Annotated in this window: 12 protein-coding genes; 8 read left to right on the top strand and 4 right to left on the bottom strand. The window is 69.1% G+C overall.

Features of this window, described 5'->3' with window-relative positions:
* The gene (locus E0H92_RS15935; protein WP_131496784.1) at positions 1–4,650 is read right to left on the bottom strand and encodes an ATP-dependent helicase; all 4,650 of its coding nucleotides are present in this window, start codon (positions 4,648–4,650) and stop codon (positions 1–3) included.
* Positions 4,651–4,759: 109 nt separating this feature from the next.
* Between E0H92_RS15935 and E0H92_RS15930 the strand changes: the two genes are divergently transcribed.
* Both E0H92_RS15930 and E0H92_RS15925 read left to right on the top strand, forming a co-directional pair.
* A complete protein-coding gene (locus E0H92_RS15930) occupies positions 4,760–5,974 on the top strand; it encodes an LppM family (lipo)protein (protein WP_131496783.1) in 1,215 nt (404 codons plus the stop codon).
* Positions 5,971–6,165, top strand: coding sequence for a DUF3046 domain-containing protein (locus E0H92_RS15925; protein WP_131293249.1), 195 nt, complete (start codon positions 5,971–5,973; stop codon positions 6,163–6,165). The genes E0H92_RS15930 and E0H92_RS15925 overlap by 4 nt, the downstream gene beginning before the upstream one ends.
* A 17-nt stretch (positions 6,166–6,182) precedes the next feature.
* Here E0H92_RS15925 and E0H92_RS15920 read toward each other — a convergent pair whose 3' ends face one another.
* The 3 genes from E0H92_RS15920 to E0H92_RS15910 all read right to left on the bottom strand — a co-directional run bounded on the left by E0H92_RS15920 (position 6,183) and on the right by E0H92_RS15910 (position 9,849).
* Positions 6,183–8,297: an MMPL family transporter gene (locus E0H92_RS15920; protein ID WP_131496782.1), complete on the bottom strand. Its 2,115-nt coding sequence runs from the start codon at positions 8,295–8,297 to the stop codon at positions 6,183–6,185.
* Between the two features lie 158 nt (positions 8,298–8,455).
* Positions 8,456–9,016 carry a GrpB family protein gene (locus E0H92_RS15915; protein WP_131496781.1) on the bottom strand — a complete coding sequence of 187 codons (561 nt, stop codon included), beginning with the start codon at positions 9,014–9,016 and terminating at the stop codon, positions 8,456–8,458.
* Between the two features lie 41 nt (positions 9,017–9,057).
* Positions 9,058–9,849, bottom strand: a complete 792-nt coding sequence (locus E0H92_RS15910) for a hypothetical protein (protein ID WP_131467838.1) — start codon at positions 9,847–9,849, stop codon at positions 9,058–9,060.
* Positions 9,850–10,098: 249 nt separating this feature from the next.
* Here E0H92_RS15910 and recA point away from each other — a divergent pair, with 249 nt between their 5' ends.
* The 6 genes from recA to rny all read left to right on the top strand — a co-directional run bounded on the left by recA (position 10,099) and on the right by rny (position 16,954).
* Entirely contained in the window at positions 10,099–11,169 is a 1,071-nt protein-coding gene (gene recA, locus E0H92_RS15905) for a recombinase RecA (protein ID WP_131467840.1), read from the top strand.
* A gap of 1,381 nt (positions 11,170–12,550) precedes the next feature.
* Entirely contained in the window at positions 12,551–13,018 is a 468-nt protein-coding gene (locus E0H92_RS15900; protein ID WP_238173447.1) for a regulatory protein RecX, read from the top strand.
* A complete protein-coding gene (locus E0H92_RS15895) occupies positions 13,015–13,440 on the top strand; it encodes a GNAT family N-acetyltransferase (protein ID WP_131496780.1) in 426 nt (141 codons plus the stop codon). Before E0H92_RS15900 ends, E0H92_RS15895 begins: the two co-directional genes overlap by 4 nt.
* A 106-nt stretch (positions 13,441–13,546) precedes the next feature.
* Entirely contained in the window at positions 13,547–13,939 is a 393-nt protein-coding gene (locus E0H92_RS15890; RefSeq protein WP_131496779.1) for an MmcQ/YjbR family DNA-binding protein, read from the top strand.
* Positions 13,940–14,131: 192 nt separating this feature from the next.
* Positions 14,132–14,524, top strand: coding sequence for an antitoxin (locus tag E0H92_RS15885; RefSeq protein WP_131496778.1), 393 nt, complete (start codon positions 14,132–14,134; stop codon positions 14,522–14,524).
* Between the two features lie 693 nt (positions 14,525–15,217).
* On the top strand, positions 15,218–16,954 hold the full coding sequence (gene rny / locus E0H92_RS15880) for a ribonuclease Y (RefSeq protein WP_131496777.1): 1,737 nt from the start codon (positions 15,218–15,220) through the stop codon (positions 16,952–16,954).
* The last annotated feature ends 17 nt before the right edge of the window (positions 16,955–16,971 follow it).

Genomic DNA, 16,971 nt, shown 5'->3' with positions numbered 1-16,971 from the left:
TCAGGCCCGGAGCCGCAGACCGCGTGGCGTGGCGTGGAAGCCGGCCTTGGCCAATGCGTCCCCGAACGCGGTATGGCGAACCTGCTCTCCGTCGGCCGTCTCCACACTGAGCTTGCCGAGCTGACCGTCCCGGATCGACAGCGCCAACGCGTCAACGGCCGGCTGCAGCAGATCTGGATCCTCCGTGAAACTCAGCACGGTCCGCCCGCCACGTTCGACGTACACGATCAGCTGTCCGTCGACCATCACGACCAAAGCGCCCGCCTTCCGGCCAGGACGATGACCGCCGGCGCTTTCCCGCTCGGGCCAGGGCAACGCAGCGCCATACGGGTTGGCCGGATCGGACGCTGCCAGTACGACGGCGCGCGCGTTGAGCTCCTCGTCCTTCCGGCCGCGCGCTGCACCGCCGGTCCGTGCGCCACCCGGCCCGAACCGTCCCGGAGGACCGAACGGTCCGTCGGGCTTCGTCGACGTCGGTAGCTCGGCGAGTGCCCGCAGCCGATCGACTGCGCCCGGCAGTGCGAACTGCGCTGCTCCGAGCCCTGCGACGAAGTACCCACGGCGGCACCGGCCGGACTCCTCGAAGGCACTCAGCACCTTGTAGACGGCCGCGAATCCACCTGGCGTCCGCTCGGTGATCACTGAACCCCGCGTCACGATGCCGTAGCGATCGAGCAGGGTCTCGGCCGCGGCATGCGCGCGCCTGGTCGCGTCCGAGCTTCGGTCCGGCAGCAACGACCACCGCCCACCGGCCGTCGGCGGACCGCTGCGTGACGGCATCGCGGGCCGTCCTGGCCGGACCGGGCGTCCCGGACGGGCGCGTGGGGTCGCACGGCGGGTCCGGTGACTGCCGCGACCGCCGCCGACGAGCGATCTGACCGGCGTCAACGTGTCGTTCGTCAGGAACCCTGCCCAGACGAGGTCCCAGAGAACGCCGACCAGCGTCTCGTCGTCGATCGCACCGGAACTGGATCCGACGACGTCACTCAACTGCCGGAAGAAGAAGGCACCGCCGCCGGACAGCGCGTCCAGCACCGCCTGATGCGTCTCGCCGATTTCGAACGCCGGATCCGGGTCGGGCAGTGTCAGGTCGCAGTTGTCCGCCAGATGCAGCGACACCCATCCGTCCGTCCCGGGCAGTGAACCCGAGCCGGCCCACACCACTTCACCGGTCGCGGTCAGCTCGTCCAGCATCGACGGCTGATACCCGGGCACTCGCGACGGCAGCACGATCGATTCCAGCGCCGACGCCGGCACCGCGCATCCCGCGAGTTGTTCGACCGCGCCGAGAAGTACGTCGTACCCGCGGCCGCGGCTGCTCGTGATGCCTTGCCAGGCCGGGAGGAACCGCGCCAACGCGGAGGGATCGACCGGCTCGACCTCTTTTCGCAACGCGGCGAGCGAGCGCCGGCGCAGCAGCCGGAGGACTTCGCTGTCACACCACTCGAGCGCGATCCCGCCGGGCAGGAACTCGCCTTCGACGACTCGGCCGGCCGCGCTCAGCCGTCGCAGTGCGTCGGTGACGACCGCGACTCCGATCCCGAGATGGGTCGCGAGGTCGATCGCGCGGAACGGTCCGTGTGTCCGCGCGTACCGGGACACGAGGTCGCCGAGCGGATCGGCGACCGGCTCGGCGTGCGCCTCCGCGACGCCAGGTGGCAGCGGCACGCCGAGGGCGTCGCGCAACCGGGCCACGTCCTCGACGACCGCCCAGCGGTGCTCGCCCGCGATCCGCACCCGGACGACGCGCCGTGCGGCCGCGAGCGACGTCAGCCAGGACTCCGCATCCGAACCGTCGACGCAGCGCTGGGTTGCCTCCGGCAACGACAGTGGACCGACGATCCGCAGGACGTCGAACAGGCCTTCCGCGTCCCGCGCACGGCGGTCCTCGGCGAGGCGTTGCAGCTCGGCCTCGGTCCGCAGCACGACCTCGGCGTCGAGCAACTCCCGGAGCTCGGTCCGCCCGAGCAGCTCCGCGAGCAAGCTCTGGTCGAGCGCCAGCGCGGCGGCACGCTTCTCGGCGAGTGGACTGTCGCCCTCGTACATGAAGGCGCCCACATAGCCGAACAGCAACGACTTCGCGAACGGCGATGCCTCGGACGTCTCGACCTCGACGACCGAGATCCGGCGCTCACTGATCCCGGTCAGCAGGTCCTTCAACGCCGGCAGGTCGTAGACATCCTGCAGGACCTCGCGCAGCGTCTCGAGCACGATCGGGAACGACCCGAACTTGCTCGCGACACTCAGCAACTGCGAGGCGCGCTGCCGCTGCTGCCACAGCGGTGACCGTCGTCCCGGGTTGCGCCGTGGCAGCAGCAAGGCCCGCGCCGCGCACTCCCGGAACCGCGCCGCGAACAACGCCGACCCACCGACCTCGGTGGTCACCAGATCCTCGATGTCCGCCGGATCGAACAACACCAGCTCCGCGCCCGGCGGCGCCTCGTCCGTCTCCGGCAGTCGCAGCACGATCCCGTCGTCGCCGGACACCGACTGCGCGTCCATCCCGTAGCGATCCCGCAGCCGGGCGGCGATCGCCAGCGCCCACGGGCCGTGCACCTGACCGCCGTACGGCGAGTGCACGCACACCCGCCAGTCGCCGAGCTCGTCGCGGAACCGCTCGACCACGATCGTCACGTCGTCAGGCACCCGGCTGGTCGCGTCGCGCTGCTCGGCGAGATACGAGACGAGGTTGTTCGCGGCGTACTCGTCCAGGCCTGCGGTCCGTGCGCGCTGGATCGCCTTGCCCGCGGGCAGCGACGCCATCGTGCGTACGAACGCGCCGGTTGCCGCGCCGAGCTCCGCCGGCCGCCCGACCGCATCGCCCTTCCAGAACGGCAACCTGCCCGGCTGCCCGGGCGCGGGGGAGACGAGCACCCGGTCGTGCGTGATGTCCTCGATCCGCCAGCTCGACGCGCCGAGCGTGAACACATCGCCGACCCGCGACTCGTACACCATCTCCTCGTCGAGCTCACCGACCCGATGGTTCGTCGACTCGCCGACCAGGAACACCCCGAACAGCCCGCGATCCGGAATCGTCCCGCCGCTCGTCACCGCGAGCCGCTGTGCGCCCGGCCGGCCCGAGATCTCACCGCTGACCCGGTCGAACACGATCCGCGGCCGCAGCTCCGCGAACTCGTCCGACGGGTACCGGCCCGAGAGCATGTCGAGCACCCCGTCGTACGCCGATCTCGGCAGGGTCGCGAACGGCGCGCAGCGTCGTACCAGCGAGAAGAGCTCGTCGACGTCGATGGAATCCAGCGACACGATCGACACGATCTGCTGCGCGAGAACATCCAGCGGGTTGGCCGGGATGTGCAAGCTCTCGATCAGGCCGTCGCGCATCCGCTGCACGACGACGGCGGTGTCGATCAGGTCGCCGCGGAACTTCGGGAACAGCACCCCGCGCGATATCGCTCCCACCTGGTGACCCGCACGACCGACGCGCTGCAGTCCGCTGGCCACCGACGGCGGCGCCTCGACCTGGATGACGAGATCCACGGCGCCCATGTCGATGCCGAGCTCGAGACTGCTCGTGGCCACGACGCAGGGCAGCCGCCCGGACTTCAGATCCGCTTCGATCAGTGCCCGCTGCTCTTTGCTGACCGAGCCGTGGTGCGCCCGCGCGATCAACGGCGGGGCCGCGAGCGACCCACCGGACTGTGCCATCAGCTGCGCGGGCGATCCGAGCTCCGGGAGCTCGAGCTCGGCGCGCTCGGCGGCGATCTCGTTCAGCCGGGCGGTCAGTCGCTCGGCCAGGCGGCGTGAGTTCGAGAAGACGATTGTCGAACTGTGCTGACTGATCAGGTCGAAGACGTGTTCCTCGACATGCGGCCAGATCGACGCATGCTGCTGCGGACCGGCCGCGGATCCTGACGTCTCCACTTCGGTCGCGGCCAGCTCGGCCATGTCCTCGACCGGGACGACGACGCTCAGATCCCACTGCTTCGTGAACTTGGGCTGCACGACAGTCACCGGGCGCTCACCGCCGAGGAACCGCGCGACCTCCTCCACCGGTCGCACCGTCGCCGACAGGCCGATCCGCTGTGCCGGCTGCGGCAGCAGCGTGTCGAGCCGCTCGAGGGTCAGCGCGAGATGCGCGCCCCGCTTGGTCCCGGCGACCGCGTGCACCTCGTCGACGATGACGGTCTCGACGCCGCGCAGCGACTCCCGGCCTTGCGAGGTCAGCAACAGGAACAAGGACTCGGGAGTAGTGATGAGTACGTCGGACGGCCGCGTCGCGAACCGTCGCCGCTCATTGGCCGGCGTGTCGCCCGAGCGCACCGCGACCTCGACGTCGATCGGCGCCTCACCGAGCCGGCGGGCGGTCTCCCGGATACCGATCAGCGGCGCGCGAAGGTTCCGCTCGACGTCGACGGCCAGCGCCTTCAGCGGTGACACGTAGAGCACGCGGCAGCGCAGCTTGGGATCGTCCGGCGGCGGTGTCGTGGCCAGCCGGTCCAGCGCCCACAGGAAGGCCGCCAGCGTCTTCCCGGAGCCGGTCGGGGCGACCACCAGCGCGTCCCGGCCCGCGGTGATGGCGTCCCACGCCTCGAGCTGGGCCGGGGTGGCCGCCTCGAAGACGTCGCCGAACCACGCCCGGGTCGCGGGCGAGAACCGGCTCAACGCGCTGGTTTTCTTCACGCCGACCATCTTGCCGGGTCCCGCCGACAGTTTTCACGAGCCGCCCGATCGCCCACCGTGAGCACGCGCTTTCCGTCCGGTGCGCCGGTTGTCCCCTTCGTCTGGAATGATCGGCGCCATGATGAACCGCGTACGTGCAGCCCTCGTCGTCGTGGCCTGCCTGGTCGGGCTGACCGGGTGCGTCAAGCTCGACGCCGACCTGAAGGTCGGGTCGAACGAGACGGTCTCGGGGACCATGAAGCTCGGGGTGGACAAGCAGCTGCTGCAGTCCAGCGGCCAGTCCCTCGACAAGATCCGGCAGCAGATCGAGACCGGCGTCAAATCGACGGCCACCAAGGGCGTCGAGTGCAAGTCGTACGAGGACGACAAGTACGTCGGCTCCAACTGCACCTTCCAGAACGTGCCGTTCTCCGACATGGGCGGCTCCAGTGGTGACGGGATCGCCCTCACCAAGGACGGCGACAAGGTCACGCTGAAGGTCGAGGCCGACAGCCTGGGCAGCAACCTGCCGTCCGGCAGTCAGCCGGAGGTGAACTTCAAGATCACCATGCCGGGCAAGATCCTCGAGCACGACAGCGGCGCCAAGATCAGCGGCCGGACGGCGACGTACGACAGTGTCGACAAGCTCGGGAAGATCTCGCTGACCTCCGAGGCCGGTGGCGGGTTCCCGATGTGGGCGCTGATCCTGATCATCGTGCTCGTGCTGCTGGCGATCGGTGCGGCGGTGTTCTTCATTCTGCGCAGCCGCAAGGCGCAGGGGCAGCAGGGCTACGGCCAGCAGTTCCCGGGGCAGTACCCGGGCCAGCCGGGTCAGTACGGCGGCCAGGGGCAGTACCCGGGGCAGCCTGGGTTCGGTCAGCAGCAGTACGGCCAGCAGGGTCCCGGTGGGCAGTACCCGGGCCAGCCCGGTCAGTACGGCGGCCAGCCCGGGCAGCCTGGTCAGTACGGCGGTCAGCAGGGACAGCCAGGGCAGTACGGCGGTCAGCCGGGGCAGTACCCGGGTCAGCCGCCGCAGGGGCAGCAGCCTGGTCAGCCTGGTCAGCCTGGTCAGCCTGGTCAGCCTGGTCAGCAGCAGTACCCTGGGCAGCCTCAGCAGGGACAAGGGGAGTGGGGCTCGCAGCAGCCGCCTCAGCAAGGCCCCGGTGGTTGGGGACAGCAGCCCGGCCAAGGGCAGCAGCCAGGTCAGCAGCCTGGTCAGCCGCCGCAGGGTTACGGTCAGCAGCCGCCGCAGCAGCAGGGTGGTTGGGGCCAGCAAGGTGGTCCGTCGGCGCCTCAGCAGGGGCAGCAGGGCGGTTGGGGACCGCCGCCGAAGGACGATGACGGGCAGGCATGAGACTGACGGAATTCTGGGCTCGGATGGATCACCATCTCGGGCCCGCGTATGCACGGACCTGGGCAGAGACCCAGGTGGTTCAGGAGCTCGGCGGCCGCACGGTCGTCGAGGCCCTGGCCGACGGTGAGGCCGCCAAGTTCGTCTGGCGGGCCGTGTGGAAGCACCTCAACCTCCCCGCCAGCGAACGCTGAACAGCCGACCCACTCGATCAGGTTCTGGTGAGCGTGGACTCACCCTCAGGCAGGCTGTCGGCCGGCTCGGGATCGCGCTGACGGGCCAGTCGGCTCGGCCACCACAGGTGCCGGCCGATGTCCAGGTTCAGCGCCGTGACCAGCACGGCGCGGACGACGATGGTGTCGAGCAGTACGCCGAGCGCGACCGCGATGCCGATCTCCGCGAAAGCCACCACCGGCAGCGTCGCCAGCACCGCGAACGTCCCGGCCAGTACCAGTCCGGCCGACGTGATGACCCCACCGGTCGCGGCCACCCCGATCAGCGCTCCGCGCCGGGTGCCGTGGGTCTTCGCCTCCTCGTGCACGCGCGTCATCAGGAAGATGTTGTAGTCGATGCCCAAGGCGACCAGGAAGACGAAGACGAACAGCGGCAACGAGGTGTCCGCACCTCCGAAGCCGAGTGCCTTGAACACGAGTGAGCTGATCCCGAGCGCCGCGCCGAACGACAGTACGACGGTTGCCACCAGCATCACCGGCGCGACCAGTGCCCGCAGCAACAGTGCGAGGATCGCCAGCACCACCGCGAGCACCACCGGGATGATCAGCTTGTTGTCCTGATTGGACGCCCGCTGCGTGTCCAGCAGGATCGCGGCGCCACCGCCGGCGAGCGCGCCGGCGTCCGGCACTGCGTGGACGGACACCCGTACGCGATCGACGGTGTCTTTCGCGGCCTGCGTGTCCACCGCGTCGGTCATGGTCCCCTCGAGGTACGCCAGTCCGCCGGCCACCCGGGGCTCCGCCACCGCCGCAATGCCTTGCGTCGAGGACATCGCCGTACGGACCTCCGCGGCCTTGTCAGCCTTGCTCACGACGACCAGTGGGTTGCCCGCGCCGGCCGGGAAGTGGGCGGCCACGATCTTCTCTCCGGCCACGGAGTCCGGCGTACCGACGAAGGACTCCTCGTTGGACAGCCCGTTGGCGTCGAGTGTCAGGACGCCGAGGGCGGCGATGCCCAGGAGTACGGACGTGGTGATCCAGGTCAGCCGCGGCCGTACGGCGATCCGTCGGCCGATGCGACCCCACACGCTCCTCTCGGTGTGGTCATCCGATCCGTACGTCGGACGGAGCGGCCAGAACACCCAACGACCACAGATGACGAGCAGTGCGGGCAGCAAGGTCAGCATGGCGAGCAGTGCGATCACAATGCCGACTGCTGCGACCGGACCGAGCCCGCGGGTCGAGTTCATCGAGGCGAACAGCAGACAGAGCATGCCTGCCACCACTGTGGATCCTGATGCGAAGATCGCCGGGCCGGACCGGTGCAGAGCGACTGCCATCGCCTCATGCCTGTCCCGGTGTCTCCTGAGTTCCTCGCGGTAGCGGGCTACCAGTAGCAGGGCATAGTCCGTCCCCGCGCCGAACACAAGGACTGTCAGGATGCCTGCGCTCTGGGCGTTGACGGTCAGGTCCGCTCGGGTCGCCAAGAGGTAAATGACGGCCTGTGCCGCGAAGAGGGCGGCACCTGCGGACAGGAGTGGCAGGAGCCACAACACAGGGCTCCGGTAGGTGAGCAGGAGGATGACGATCACTACGGCTGCAGCGGAGTACAGGAGTTTGCCGTCGATCCCTGCGAAGGCCTCTTGCGAGTCGGCGGCGAATCCGCCCGGTCCGGTCACGTGGAAGGACAGCCCGTCGGGCCGGTCCGCCGCGATCCGCCTGATGTCATCGGCACGCGCGCCGATGGTCTCCCAGCCTCCAGAGCCGGCGTTGATCGGTACGAGCACCTGGAGTGCCTTGCGATCCTCCGACGGGATCGGCCCGACGACGTCACGGTCGACGTCCTGCAGGTCGCCGTACTGCGCCACCTGTCGGGCGACCGCTTGCTGGTCAGCGGGAGTGATGCCGGACGAGCGTTCGTACACCAGCACAGCCGGAATCTCGTCCGGGGACGAGAACTGCTCGGTCGCCTTCAAGACCTCGGTGGACTCGGCCTTACCGGGCAGCCACGAGACAGCGTCGTTCTCCTGCGCACCGGTCAGCTTGCCCGCTGGACTGAAGGAAACGCCTATTGCGACGATCCACAGTGCCAGCACGATCCACTTGGACACCTTGCCGCACGGCAACGCCGCCAGCCGCCCCACTCCGCCCACCCGAACCACGCCCCCTGGAGAGACGTCTGTCCGCACGCCGGACCGATCACGACGTCCTCCGAACCAGCGTGGAGGCTGCGTCAGACAGGGTCAACGACCACTCGGTAGTACTGCGCTCACCGTGCGTCCTCCTGCCCGCACGGGAACTGGTTCAGTCCTCAGATTGTCCAGCCGGTGCGGGCGGCCCACTCCTCGGCCGGTAGGTAGATGAGATCGCAGACCGGGTCCTTGAGATCGGTGTAGTCGCCGATCCCGAGCCGGAGCGCGGCGGCCTGCTCCTTGAAGACGGCGTACGCCCGCGCCGTTTCCGGATGACCACGCAGGTAGTCGCGGAACAGCAGGGCGTAGCGCTGGTTGGCGCGCCCTGCCACGCGGATGTGCAGGTTCACCCGGCGCCGGTACATCGGCTCGACCAGCATGCGCTTCACCCACTGGATGTCGTCCGCGGGCAGGCCTGGCACCGGGTGGTCACGCCGCGGCGGGCGGAGCTCCCAGTCCGCGGCGGCCATCCGCTCGGCGACGTCGTCCAGATCCGGTTCGGTGCCTACCGTCACCTGGATGTCGAGGATGTCCTTGGCGGGCAGACCCGGCACCGAGGTGGAGCCGACATGGTCGATCCGCTGGGCCAGCTCACCGAGCAGCCCGCTGATGACCTGTGCGGTCTTCTGGTACTGCGCAGGCCAGGTGTCGTCCGGCCGCGCAATGACGATCTCAGTCATGGGGAGATCATCCCAGTACCGCGATGGCAGGTCCCAGCCCTTTACACCGGTTTGACCCGAAATGCGCTGGTGGTCAGCAGATCCGCTGCTTCGTACGCCGCCTTCTTGATGCCCTTGCGCTCGTCGAAGAAGCCGCCGACCACGCCGACGCCCGGAAGCTTCCCGACGAACCGGGCGCCCAGGCTGCCGCGCGGGCGCTCTTCGAACACCTCGCTGAGTCCGCCGAACAGCTTGCTCAGTCGCCAGACCAGCCGGACGCCCTTGCGCAACCCCATGTCCTTGGAGACCTCGTCGAGGCCCAGCTGCTCGGAGACGTCCTTGCCGGCGACCTCGGGGTCGTCGTACTTCAGGACCTCGTCCGGCGTGATCGGGCGGTCGGTGAGGACGCGGATGATGATCGACGTACGGTCGGCGTGCGCTTCCACGCCGTACTCGCGGCAGACCGCGCCGATCACCATCGCCTGCACGGCCGCGCCGAGGGTGTCCTTCATCGGCAGCCGGTCGGCGGCCGCACCGCTGAGCCGGGGGAGACCGGCGACGACCGCGGCGAACCCGCCGAGGCGCTCGACCCACCAGTCGCAGCGCTTGGCCAGCGGGAGCGTCGGCCACTCCTCGTGGCCGGGCACCTTCATCTGCAGCAGCCGGTCGATCGCGAGGATCAGGCCCTTCTCGGCCAGGTTGGGCTTCTCCTGGTCGGAGTACTCGGTCAGGTAGCTGCGGATGCCGAACGGGTCCTGCGAGCGGAGCGCGTCGAGCACGATGTCGATACCGAATTCGACCCGGCTGATCGCGAGGACCACGGCGGAATCGGGGATGTCGGGACGGTCGGTCACGTCCGCAAGAGTAAGGATCGGCTGGGTCAGGATGGTTGCCGGAACAGCCTTCGGCGTGTCAGTTGTGATTCGAACACGTGTTCGGGATACTTTGGTGCTCGGAAGGTGTCTGGACGGCCGAGTTGTCCACAGATTCGAAGTCGCGGCGAAAACTGTCGGAGGCAACGAATACCTTCTCTGGCGACAACAAAGTTCCTTCGGGCGGCCGGTGGCGGCCCCGGATTATCAGATGGGTCAGGTGGCAGTCACATGGCGGGTGTAGCGAGTGCGGAGCGCGCGGCGGCCGATCGCGAGAAGGCGCTTGCGACCGCGCTGACGCAGATCGAGCGGCAGTGCGGCAAGGGTTCGGTGATGCGCCTGGGCGAGCAGAACAGGCCGCCGATCGAGGTCATCCCGACCGGTTCGATCTCACTCGACATCGCGCTCGGGATCGGCGGTCTGCCGCGCGGCCGGGTGGTGGAGATCTACGGCCCGGAGTCCTCCGGTAAGACGACGGTCGCCCTGCACGCGGTGGCGAACGCGCAGCGCGCCGGCGGGATCGCTGCCTTCATCGACGCCGAGCACGCGCTCGACCCGGAGTACGCGCGGAAGCTGGGCGTCGACACCGACGCGCTGCTGGTCTCGCAGCCCGACTCCGGTGAGCAGGCGCTGGAGATCGCCGACATGCTGGTGCGCTCCGGCGCGATCGACATCGTCGTGATCGACTCGGTGGCCGCGCTGGTGCCCCGGGCCGAGATCGAGGGCGAGATGGGCGACAGCCACGTCGGTCTGCAGGCCCGCCTGATGAGCCAGGCGCTGCGCAAGATGACCGGCGCGGTCAGCGGGACCAACACGACCGCGATCTTCATCAACCAGCTGCGCGAGAAGATCGGCGTCATGTTCGGCTCCCCGGAGACGACGACCGGTGGTAAGGCGCTGAAGTTCTACGCCTCGGTGCGGCTGGACGTGCGCCGGATCGAGTCGCTCAAGGACGGCACGGACGTGGTCGGCAACCGGACCCGCGTCAAGGTCGTGAAGAACAAGGTGGCCCCGCCGTTCAAGCAGGCCGAGTTCGACATCATCTACGGCCAGGGCATCAGCCGCGAGGGCAGCCTGCTCGACCTCGGTGTGGACCAGGGCTTCGTCCGCAAGGCCGGCGCCTGGTTCACGTACGAGAGCGACCAGCTCGGCCAGGGCCGGGAGAACGCGCGGAACTTCCTGCGCGACAACCCCGATCTGGCCAACGAGCTGGAGAAGAAGATCAAGGAGAAGATGGGCATCGGCCCGACCCTTGACCAGCCGGCCGGCGAGGCCGCGGCCGAGGTCGATGTCGACTTCTGACCGACCCTCCGCGGGCGGCAGCGTCTCCCGGCAGCCATCAGCTGCCGACGACGCTGCCCCCGCGGCGCTGTCTCTCCCTCACGACGAACGCCTCGCCCTGGCCCGCAAACTCCTGGCCGAAGGCGCGAACGCATCCGCGACCACCGCGGAGCCGCTCACCGGCGAACCCGCGGACCCGCCTGCCACCGAGCGCACGTCATACCGACGGAGCTCAGCGCGGCAGGTAGCTGCGGAGCGCGATACCTCGCGCTCCGCGCCCTCGTCGAGTGGCGCTCGGCGGGGCCGTGCGGGCAGCGCAGCAAGTGCGTTTGGTGAGAGCGACGGTTCCTCTCGCAGCTCGTTTGCTGACGGCGACGGGTCGTCCGGCAGTTCGCTTGGTGAGGGCGAACGGTCATCCGGTGGTTCGAGGCGAGGAAGTCGTGGCGGTCGGAGTCGCGGCTCGAGCGCAGTCGACCCGTGGGACGACCCCGGTGACTTCCTGGACAGCGGGGAGTCGGAGCGGAGCACAACGCGACGCACCAGCTCCATCAGACGAACCGCCGACCCCATAGACCCCTGGGGCGACGAGGACCAGCAGACCGTCCGGACCTCCAAGGACCAAGCCGCCGCACGCCGAGCCGCAGCCCAAGCCTTCGCGGACGACGTCCCCGCACCTGCGTCGTCAGCTCAGCCGACAACATCGGCTTCGCGCGACGACCTCGGCACGGTCGACGCCTTCGACCCGTGGGCAGACCCGGTTGGTCCCTCTGCCGACGACTCGTCGCCTGCCGCCCCGGGCACCACATCGCGCCCGTCCGCCCGCCATACGAACCAACCTCGCCCCAGTACGTCAACCGCAGCATCCGACGAGGCACCTGCCTCCGAGGTCAGCGACCTGCCCGCCGGCACTCGTGCTGGTGGACCCACGGACGCGCCCGCAGATGCTCGCGCCGGCGCATCCACAGACGCACGCTTCCATGCGCCCTCCGACGCTGGTGCTGACGGATCCACGGATGCACTCGCGGAGGCGCTTGCGGATGCTCCCGTGGACAGACGCGCCGACGCACCCACGGACGCACTCACGGACGCGTCGACAGATGCGCCCGTGGACGCACGTGCTGATGCGTCCCTCGGGGGATCGGGTGACGGTGCGTTCGGTGGAGAGGCTGCCTCGGGGCGTGGTGCATCCGCGGAGGCGGTGGTCGGTGGGTTTGGGGCTGGGGGCTCGCGGTCGGAGGCGGGGGCGCGGGATGGGTCGGCGCGGGGGCGGCGGAGTGGTGGGGGAATTGGGCGGCGGGGGAAGCGGCCGGTGGGGGAGGAGCCTCGGGGGACGGGGGATCCGGAGGTCGATGGGGCGGCGGGGGATCCGTATTCGGTCGCTCGGACGATTTTGCTGGACAAGTTGACGGGGCAACCGCGGACGCGGGCCGAGTTGGCTGATCTGCTGGCTGAGCGGGAGATCCCGGACGATGTGGCCGATGCGGTGCTGGATCGGTTTACCGACGTCGGGCTGATCGACGATGCCGCGTTCGCGAACGCCTGGGTGGAGTCGCGGCACCGCGGACGGGGTCTGGGGAAGCGTGCGCTGGCGCAGGAGCTGCGGCGGCGTGGAGTGGACGACCAGTTGGCGCGGGACGCGCTGGACGAGCTGCAGCCTGAGCAGGAGGAGGAGCGGGCTCGCGAGCTGGTACGGCGGAAGTTGCGGTCGATGCGTTCGCTGGAGCGCCAGGTGGCGATGCGGCGGCTGCTCGGGATGCTCGCTCGGAAGGGGTATCCGGGTGGGATGGCGATGAGCATCGTGAAGGAGGAGTTGGACGCTTCGCACGACGAGTTCCCGCTCCTTGATCCGTCCGGATTAGAACCTGAATGACGAACGGGTCGCCAGCGGTTCGTGAGGCCACGGTCGAGGATCGGGCCGGGATCCGGCGGCTGTTGCGCGAGCTGCACGGCAACGGAGCAGACTCCACAACCTTGCCGAAGATTCGTCAGCGGGCGCAGACCTTCGTTGCGGGCGATGACGACGAAATTCTCGGGCTCCTCGTGGCGACCTTCGTCGACTACGGACACGAGCCGTACGGCGTTGTTGAGGAGCTCGTAGTAGATCCAGCCAGCCGTGGCTTCGGAACGGGAGCGGCCTTGCTTGCACGGTGCAGAGCTTGGCTAGGAGAGTTGGGCGCCGAAGTCGTCTTTGTCTCGGCCGTCGACGAAGCGGCAGCTGAGTTCTACCTGCACGCCGGATTCACCCGCTGCGCCGGCCCTTGGCTCTGGGCGGCGCCAGGTCGACCTGCTTAGGTCGTCTGCGGTCCAGTCCTCGAGAGGTTCATTGGGGTCCGGGGTCGACGGTCGGTGGGCGTGGAATGCCCGGCCGTCCCGTGACGGCGGGAGTAGCGTCGGCGGCATGGTGAGCTTCGAGTACGTTGAGCGGTCGGTTGGTGGGTTGCCGGGGACCGAGGAGGCCACTCGGTATGGGACGCGGACGTGGAAGGTTGGGGGGAAGGCGTATGCGTGGGAGCGGCCGTTCAGTAAGGCGGATCTGAAGCGGTTTGGGGACGAGACGCCGCCGAGCGGGCCGATTCTCGCGCTGGTGGTTGAGGACCTCGCGGAGAAGGAGGCTGTGCTGCAGGCGCGGGCCGGGGACGGGTTCTTTACGATCCCGCATTTCGACGGGTACGCCGCCGTACTCGTTCAGCTGGACGAGGTATCCGAGACCGTCCTGAAGGACGCCCTGCTCGACGCTTGGCTGGTGCACGCGCCGGCGGATGTGGCCAAGGCGCACCTCGGAAACAGCTAGCCCGCGACCCCGCTCGCCACCCGGTGACCTCCGGATATTACGGAGGGTGACGTGGGTTCGGAGGGCGGGCTGCGGCGAGGGGCGTTGACGGGTGCGGCGTGACGGTGTGTTATCCGAGGTAGGACCGGTATTTGCTCCGGTCCGTAGGCTGGGATTTTCCGTCGATCCGCCCCAGACACCGCGGAGGGTGCAATGAACGATTTCCAGGAACAGGCGAAGAACTGGCTCCGGAATGTCGTCAAGCAGAACCCGGACAAGATCAAGGCCGGCGTCGAGAAGGCAGGCGACCTGATCGACAAGCAGACCGGCGGGAAGTACGCGGAGAAGGTCGACGCAGTCCAGCAGAAGGTCGGCGGCTTCGTCGACAAGCAGAACGCCGAAGACGCCCCGGGCCGCTCCGAAGAGACCCCGAGCCCGGCGGGAGCGGAATCCTCCACGGCGCCCGAGCGCCCCGAAGCAGCATCCGAGTCCACGGGGACTGTTTCCGGGACGGGCGCGTCGGCAGGTACACCCGAAGCGGCCCCCGGTGAGTCGGCGGAGACGGCCGGCACGTCGGACGGGCGAACCGGGACCCAGGGCAGCTAGTCGACCCAGGTCCACGGACGGTCAGCTCGACCGCTGAAGTTGGTCTGGTCGAGCTGACGGCACACGGCTGGGGAATCCGGAGTAGACCACCTCGCGAGGTGGTCTTGTGGAGGTGTGGCGCGAGATCGGCGGTGCCGTCGACGAGTGTCCGTCTTGACCGGGTGGTGGGGCGCGCTTAGCCTCGGCATCAGGAAGGGATGAATCCACCGGTACGGTGGCGGATATGAGGAACGGCGGGTTGGTGAAACTACCGGCCGGCCGGGAAAACGCAACCACGCTCGACCGAGCTGAAGGAAGGACGACGGCGTCGTACAAACGCTGTCGGATAGACGGCGCCGCACGTAATACCTGAACGGCAGCAGCCAGACAGGACACGAGCGGGGCCATCGTGGTCTCCGAGGGTTCGACCGGCGACGCACGGTGAGCAAGCAACGCGGGGCGGCTGCGGATGCGGCGTCCCTGCAGTCGGCGGACGGGGGTTCGCGGACCGCGAGCACGCTGGCAGCACATCGGCAGCGAGTGCGCAGCAGCACCGTCGGCATCGCCGGAAGTGGCAGCACCGGTACCGCCTCAGCAGGGGTGGCGCCGGCACCGCCGTACCCCGGTGACGCCTTACCGAACGGCCGGGTGGCTGATCCCTTCGACCGATGGCCACAGTTCCCGCGTGGGACTCGAAGGAGAGGGGAGACGCCGATGACCGCTATGTCCGTTGGCCTGGCCCTGATCGGATTGCTGATCGCCGGACTACTGGCGTGGATCGGCCTCACTCTCTCCCGCCGGAAGGCTGTGGACGCCACGAGTTCGCAGCAGCAGGCGACCCAGCGCGAGACCGCCCAGCTCGAGGCTGCCCAACTCGAAGCTGCCCACCTCGAGGCAGCTCAACGGGAGGCGGCTCAGCTCCAGGCGGGCGCGAAGTCCGCGGCGGAGCTGGTCCGTCGGCAGGCCGAGGAGGATGCCGCCGTACTGCGGACGCGTGCCGAGGCGGCCGAGCAGCGCGCCGAGGAGATCCGTCGCGGCGCGGAGGACCGGGCGTCCGAGGTACGGCGCGACGCGGAGCAGCGGGCGTCCGACGTACGCCGGGAGGCCGAAGCGGAGGCGCAGTCGATCCGGGACGACCTGCGGGAGCAGCGGCTGGAGATGGAGCGTCGCGACCACCGGCTGACCGAACGCGAGGAGCGGCTCGACGAGCAGCACCGCGGGATCGAGGAACGCCACACCGAGCTGACCGCGCGGCTGGCCGAGCTGGACCTGCGCAAGCAGGAGATCAAGGATCTCGAGGACGAGCGCCGCCGGATTCTCGAGGGTGTCGCGAACCTGACGACCGAGCAGGCGAAGGCTGAGCTGGTCGCGGCGATCGAGGACGAGGCGAAGCGGCACGCGCACACGATCGTCCGCGACATCGAGCGGCAGGCGCTCGACGAGGGCGAGACGAAGGCGCGCAAGATCATCACCGGCGCGGTGCAGCGGCTGGCGTCCGAGCAGACGAGCGAGTCGGTGGTGTCGGTCGTCCATCTGCCGAGCGACGACATGAAGGGCCGGATCATCGGTCGCGAGGGCCGCAACATCCGGTCGTTCGAGCAGACCACCGGCGTGAACCTGATCATCGACGACACCCCGGAAGCGGTGCTTCTCTCCTGCTTCGATCCGGTACGCCGGGAGACCGCGCGGCTGACCCTGGACTCGCTGGTGCTCGACGGCCGGATCCACCCGAGCCGGATCGAGGAGATCTACGAGCGTAGTAAGGGCGAGGTCGCCGAGCTGTGCCAGCGGGCCGCCGAGGATGCGATGGCCGATGTCGGGATCACCGACCTGCATCCGGAGCTGATCCGGACGATGGGGCTGCTGCGCTACCGGACGTCGTACGGGCAGAACGTGCTGAAGCATCTGGTCGAGTCGGCGCACATCGCCTCGATGATGGCGGCCGAGCTCGGGCTGGATCCGAAACTGTGCAAGCGCGGCGCGTTCCTGCACGACATCGGGAAGGCGCTCACGCACGAGTCCGAGGGCAGTCACGCGATCGTCGGCGCCGAGCTGGCCCGCAAGTACGGCGAGAACGACGACGTCGTGCACTGTATCGAGGCGCACCACAACGAGGTCGAGGTCCGGACCGTCGAGGCCGTGCTGACGCAGGCGGCGGATGCGGTGAGCGGTGGCCGGCCGGGTGCGCGGCGCGAGTCGCTGGAGGCGTACGTGCAGCGGCTCGAACGGCTCGAGGAGATCGCGATGCACCACGACGGTGTGGAGAAGGTGTTCGCGATGCAGGCCGGCCGGGAGATCCGCGTGATGGTGCTGCCGGACGCGGTCGACGACATCGCGGCGCAGGTGATGGCCCGCGACATCGCCAAGCAGGTCGAGGAGGAGCTCACCTATCCCGGTCAGATCCGGGTGACCGTCGTCCGGGAGTCCCGGGCGACGGAGGTCGCGAAATAGTTGTCGAGCCCGCAACC

The sequence above is a fragment of the Kribbella speibonae genome (assembly GCF_004331375.1).
Taxonomy (GTDB): domain Bacteria; phylum Actinomycetota; class Actinomycetes; order Propionibacteriales; family Kribbellaceae; genus Kribbella; species Kribbella sindirgiensis.
Note: the sequence above shows the minus strand (reverse complement) of the source record. Positions and strands in the feature narration are given on the sequence as shown.

What these genes read in the sequence shown, in the direction of transcription:
- E0H92_RS15885 (WP_131496778.1), top strand. Translation starts at nt 14,132, where the DNA reads ATGAACGATTTCCAGGAACAGGCGAAGAACTGGCTCCGGAATGTCGTC.
- E0H92_RS15930 (WP_131496783.1), top strand. Translation starts at nt 4,760, where the DNA reads ATGATGAACCGCGTACGTGCAGCCCTCGTCGTCGTGGCCTGCCTGGTC.
- E0H92_RS15935 (WP_131496784.1), bottom strand. Translation starts at nt 4,650, where the DNA reads ATGGTCGGCGTGAAGAAAACCAGCGCGTTGAGCCGGTTCTCGCCCGCG.
- recA (WP_131467840.1), top strand. Translation starts at nt 10,099, where the DNA reads ATGGCGGGTGTAGCGAGTGCGGAGCGCGCGGCGGCCGATCGCGAGAAG.
- E0H92_RS15925 (WP_131293249.1), top strand. Translation starts at nt 5,971, where the DNA reads ATGAGACTGACGGAATTCTGGGCTCGGATGGATCACCATCTCGGGCCC.
- E0H92_RS15915 (WP_131496781.1), bottom strand. Translation starts at nt 9,016, where the DNA reads ATGACTGAGATCGTCATTGCGCGGCCGGACGACACCTGGCCTGCGCAG.
- E0H92_RS15890 (WP_131496779.1), top strand. Translation starts at nt 13,547, where the DNA reads ATGGTGAGCTTCGAGTACGTTGAGCGGTCGGTTGGTGGGTTGCCGGGG.
- E0H92_RS15895 (WP_131496780.1), top strand. Translation starts at nt 13,015, where the DNA reads ATGACGAACGGGTCGCCAGCGGTTCGTGAGGCCACGGTCGAGGATCGG.
- rny (WP_131496777.1), top strand. Translation starts at nt 15,218, where the DNA reads ATGACCGCTATGTCCGTTGGCCTGGCCCTGATCGGATTGCTGATCGCC.